Consider the following 4079-nt stretch of genomic DNA (forward strand, 5'->3'; position numbering starts at 1 on the left):
GCTTCGTTGCATACGGAGAGGCCATCCTGACAGACCGTCACCCAGCTGTGACCTGCAGATTCGTGGAACCCCCAAGACTTTGCAACAGCCCTGCCCTGATCCCGGGGGAACCTCAAACTGCATGCACGGGTTGAAGCGGCTGGGGCTGGAAATGGAACGTCACGCATCACCGCGCCAGTCCTCGACCCTACTCGCCCTGAATGCCCTGCCGACCTGTGGAAATGAAGGAGAAAAGAGAGTTCCGCCTCGGCCACCCTTCTGGCGAATCGAGGCTGATGCCCCTGTCAACGCCTTCCGCGACTCGGGGGAACTTCGAGTAGATAAGCGGCGTGTTTAGCTGGATTATATGGTTCCAGTGTGATCATTGGTAGTGACCCGCCAGCAGGGATTGCCCCGTAGGTGGTTGTCCACAACCAAAGGAGGAAACGATGTCGGTGTGCTTCACCCCTCAGTCCTCGTTCGTCCCGTTCAATCAGATTTTTCCTCAGCCCTATGGGCAGGCAGGCCAGCAGCTTCCGCTCGTGACGCTTTCTCCCTTGGGCCCTCAGCGCCCTTGGGCGCCAACTCCGGAGTACTGCGCCGCCGGTCAGCAGCAAATTTCAGACCTTGCGCGTCAGGCAGCCTATGTGCTGGCTGCGTCTCTGGCCGAATGCGCACGCTGGATTGTACCGGTCGTCGAGAGTAACCTGTCCCCTCACTTGGGGGCTCGTGAGATCGACTCGAAGATGAACCTCCTCGGCAACCAGCAGGTAGCCGCCAATTGGTCGAACGGCACGGGCATTCCCCAGACTCCGATCAATGCACAGCACGTTCCGACGTTCGCTGCAATGGGTGTGTGACCGAACATCCCAATTGTGCGGGTGTCTCGTGTCAATCCTGCGAATCGGCCAGGCGAAGTGCGATTTGGCGAGATCATGCATCATCGCGCTGCCATGAGTAGGTGAAATTTTCGCCAAGCGAGCGAGTCTTCCGGCCGCGTTGACTTATCTGCGCGGCCGGAACTGGGCTCAGGCAGCCGACTGCTAGAACGGCCGGAGCTTGCAATTGAGGTCGAACGTCCTCCCGCCCACTCAAATGGGCAGTATGAAGAGGAGTAGGTGCGAAACATGCAGAAATCTTATTGGAATCCGCATTTCGTGGAAGGTTCGGTGGGGAATCAGGGATACAATCAAGAGTCGTCCTACGCGGCTACAGAACGTGCATCCGTGCGTACGCGGGAGGGTGAGCAGGGTGTTGAACCGTCAGTGGGGCGATACCTGATCGCTCCGCGTACTGCTGAGCTTTTTGCGCCTGGCGTGCTGAACCAGCTCGACGGGGTGGACCTGTTTCATTCTCTCAAAGCGGACTCTGACGTGGAGCTGGTTGAAACGATTCAACCATTCCAGTGGAATGCCCTAGCAGGACTGGGAGGTCCAGGCCCTGCGTGTCCACCCATTGCGATCGTGAATATGACTCACGATTACGCGCGAAGGCTCGCCGCAAACCCTCGTTTCATCGTCGAGCTCGACCAACCACTGATGTACCCAAACTCCGCAGCAGTTGCTTCCGTGCCGGACCCTGTATTCGCGACACCGGTCGTCGAATCCTCTGAACTCACAGTTCGCGTCCATGGCACCGATGGGGGCCCATCTAAGTCCCACGTGTGGGCTGTGGGCACTGCTGTCCCTGTTGTTCACGCAATTACGGACAGCGATGGCGTCGCCAGACTCCAACTTCCCTGCGATACTCCGTCTACTTTGCGGGGTCTCTATGTTCGCCCCATGGCTGACTACTGGCCTGTCCGTCTTGAACATCCCAACCTCCCCGACGGCGTGAGTGAGGTTTCCATTGAAGTGAGACCGCTGGAAGATTTCATCCACAACTTCCTTGAGAAGGGCGTCACTACATGGGGGCAGCATGCTATGCGCTTGCATGAACTTCCCTCCGAATACCGCGGTAAGGGAATCATCGTTACTTTGATCGACGCCGGTGTCAACGCAGCTCATCCAGATCTCAAGGGAGCCATTTGTGGAGGAAAGGACTTTACGCATGCCGGTACATCGCTGTGGGAATGTGATGCTACAGGAAACGGGACCGCTTGTGCCGGTGTTATTGCTTCGGCTGACAACGGTACAGGTATCACAGGGATCGCTCCTGAGTCCCAGATTCAATCCCTCAAGCTCTACCCCGGGGGTCGTATCAGTGACCTCCTAAAGGCTATGGACTGGTGCCTGGCGCACGGCACTGATGTCGTACAGGTCAACCTTTCCTATCCCAATCCCTCCTGGCTGATCGCTTTGAAGATTCGCGATCTTCACACCGCAGGGATCGTCGCTATTGCACCCGTAGGCGACACAGGTGGACATGTGACCTTTCTTGCTGCCGTGCCCGGTGTTCTCGCTGTCACCGCGCTCGCTCACAGCAACTCCTCTTGGGTTGCCCCTCGTAATGGTCAGCAGACAGCAGGAGTGCTCTACACGCCTTCCTACGCCCCAACTGTTCCAGGTGCCGATTTGGCGGCGCCTGGTACCAACATTCTCACTACGGCGGGTGAGTCCTCCTATACCACTGTCGATGGCACAGCGCTGGCTGCGGCTCATATCACCGCGCTATCGGCCCTTGCTCTTGCTCACCATCCGGGCTTGCGCAACCAAACGCGGACCTTTACCCGCTTGCATCACCTGCATTCCGTCTTGACCACAAGTAGTGTTCCCGTGACTGCTTCCCACGTCACCGGACGAGGTATTCCCGATGCCGCTAGGGTCGTTGGGATGCGGCCTCTCTTCCCCCAGACGCCTCCCATCTCCCTCCAGGGCTGATTCCAAGTCAATGCCGGGAAGTTACTGAGCCTTTTCCGTGCGCCAGCAGAGCGGAGGTGACACCGTGGTGTAGCCAGTGCGACTTTGTTGCTCAATGCCTCAGGCCAACCGGAGTCAGCCAGATCCGCAGGTCCGGCGAATTGAGCAACAGAGTCGCCCTGGGCTTTGTTGCTCAATTGCCTGCGGGCTGCGTCTCGCTGACGGGATGATCGCTTGTGCGGCCGGAAGCCTGCCGTGTGGTGTTGGTGGGGAGTGAAGCGATGTCGATGCAGCCCAGGGGTCCAATGCCGCGTAGTTAAGAAACGGCGAGGATTTTGATGTCCGGTGGTTCGGGGTGGCGGATGGTGGTTTCGGTACGTTGTTTCTTCCGGTAGGCGTGGACGTGGATGCGTTTGACGGCTCGTGGGCTGGTGCGGTGGCGCCGGTGCGGGTTGGGCCTTTCGAGGATTTCCGCTTGGGCTACTTCAAGGGCTTTCGCGAGACGCTGAGAGGGAAAGCCCGCCTGGTCAGTGATTTGACGGCGGATGATGCGCAGTGAGCGGAGGAAAGACAGTCTGTCGGGGCCGATGTCGGCCTGGTCGGCTGCTTCACGCATCAGATGCCGGACTGCATAGTGTGTTAACAGGAGAGCCCAGATCTCTTGCTCGATCATGTCCGGGGACTTCGAGCGCAATACAGCACCGCGCCCTCTTTGGTGGGTTTTGATCTCGTCGAGGCCGGATTCGAATTCCCAGCGCTCTGCATACGCCGCCGCGAGTTCCGCGGCGCTGGCGGCGTCCGGGTCCATGATGGTGGTGATCAGGCAGAAGATTTCTCCTTTGCCTTCACGGTTGGTCACTTCGTACTCGACGACTCGGACACGGCAGCTGTACTGATGTTTGACGTCGTGTTTGTTGATCTGGTGAGGTTCGGCATACCGGGTGTATGGGGAGTCGAACTCGCAGGCCGGTGAGTGCAGTTGAGGCTGAGCGTCGGCGCACACAGGCAGCTGGCTTATTCGAACAGGGGGTGCGGCAGGGCAAGGTCGCGCAGGTGCTGGGGGTGACGCCGCAGGCGGTTGTGAACGGTCACGTAATTCGGCTCAGTCGCTGATCTTGTGATCGGGTGATCTCCGGACGGCGCGGCTGTGATCATGATTCGGGTGTACTTCGCGGAGCTTCGAGGCACTCCTGCCTCATCTGGCGGGCAGGGCTGTTGCAAAGTCCGGGTGTTGGGATGTTTGGGCAGGTCAGGGGAGTTTCAGTAGGTCGAGGGGCGGTTGAAGGGCTGGTAGGACATCTC

Annotated in this window: 2 protein-coding genes and 1 pseudogene; 2 read left to right on the forward strand and 1 reads right to left on the reverse strand. The window is 58.9% G+C overall.

Annotated features, from left to right (window positions below; translation table 11 throughout):
• The first annotated feature begins 428 nt into the window (after positions 1–428).
• Together ACIQU6_RS43900 and ACIQU6_RS43905 are read left to right on the forward strand one after the other, a co-directional pair.
• Positions 429–839: a hypothetical protein gene (locus ACIQU6_RS43900; RefSeq protein ID WP_403488211.1), complete on the forward strand. Its 411-nt coding sequence runs from the start codon at positions 429–431 to the stop codon at positions 837–839.
• 921 nt (positions 840–1760) lie between these two features.
• Positions 1761–2798 (forward strand): S8 family serine peptidase, encoded by a 1038-nt coding sequence (locus ACIQU6_RS43905; protein ID WP_403488213.1) that lies wholly within the window; start codon positions 1761–1763, stop codon positions 2796–2798.
• 493 nt (positions 2799–3291) lie between these two features.
• On the opposite strand, the pseudogene ACIQU6_RS43910 reads toward ACIQU6_RS43905, so the two are convergent.
• Positions 3292–3657: pseudogene (locus ACIQU6_RS43910) on the reverse strand (IS4 family transposase); the annotation flags it as partial.
• Between the last annotated feature and the right edge of the window lie 422 nt (positions 3658–4079).

It is taken from the genome of Streptomyces sp. NPDC090442 (assembly GCF_044769405.1).
GTDB lineage: Bacteria > Actinomycetota > Actinomycetes > Streptomycetales > Streptomycetaceae > Streptomyces.

Coding starts and splice junctions, on each gene's coding strand:
- ACIQU6_RS43900 (WP_403488211.1), top strand. CDS start 429: ATGTCGGTGTGCTTCACCCCTCAGTCCTCGTTCGTCCCGTTCAATCAG.
- ACIQU6_RS43905 (WP_403488213.1), top strand. CDS start 1,761: ATGGCTGACTACTGGCCTGTCCGTCTTGAACATCCCAACCTCCCCGAC.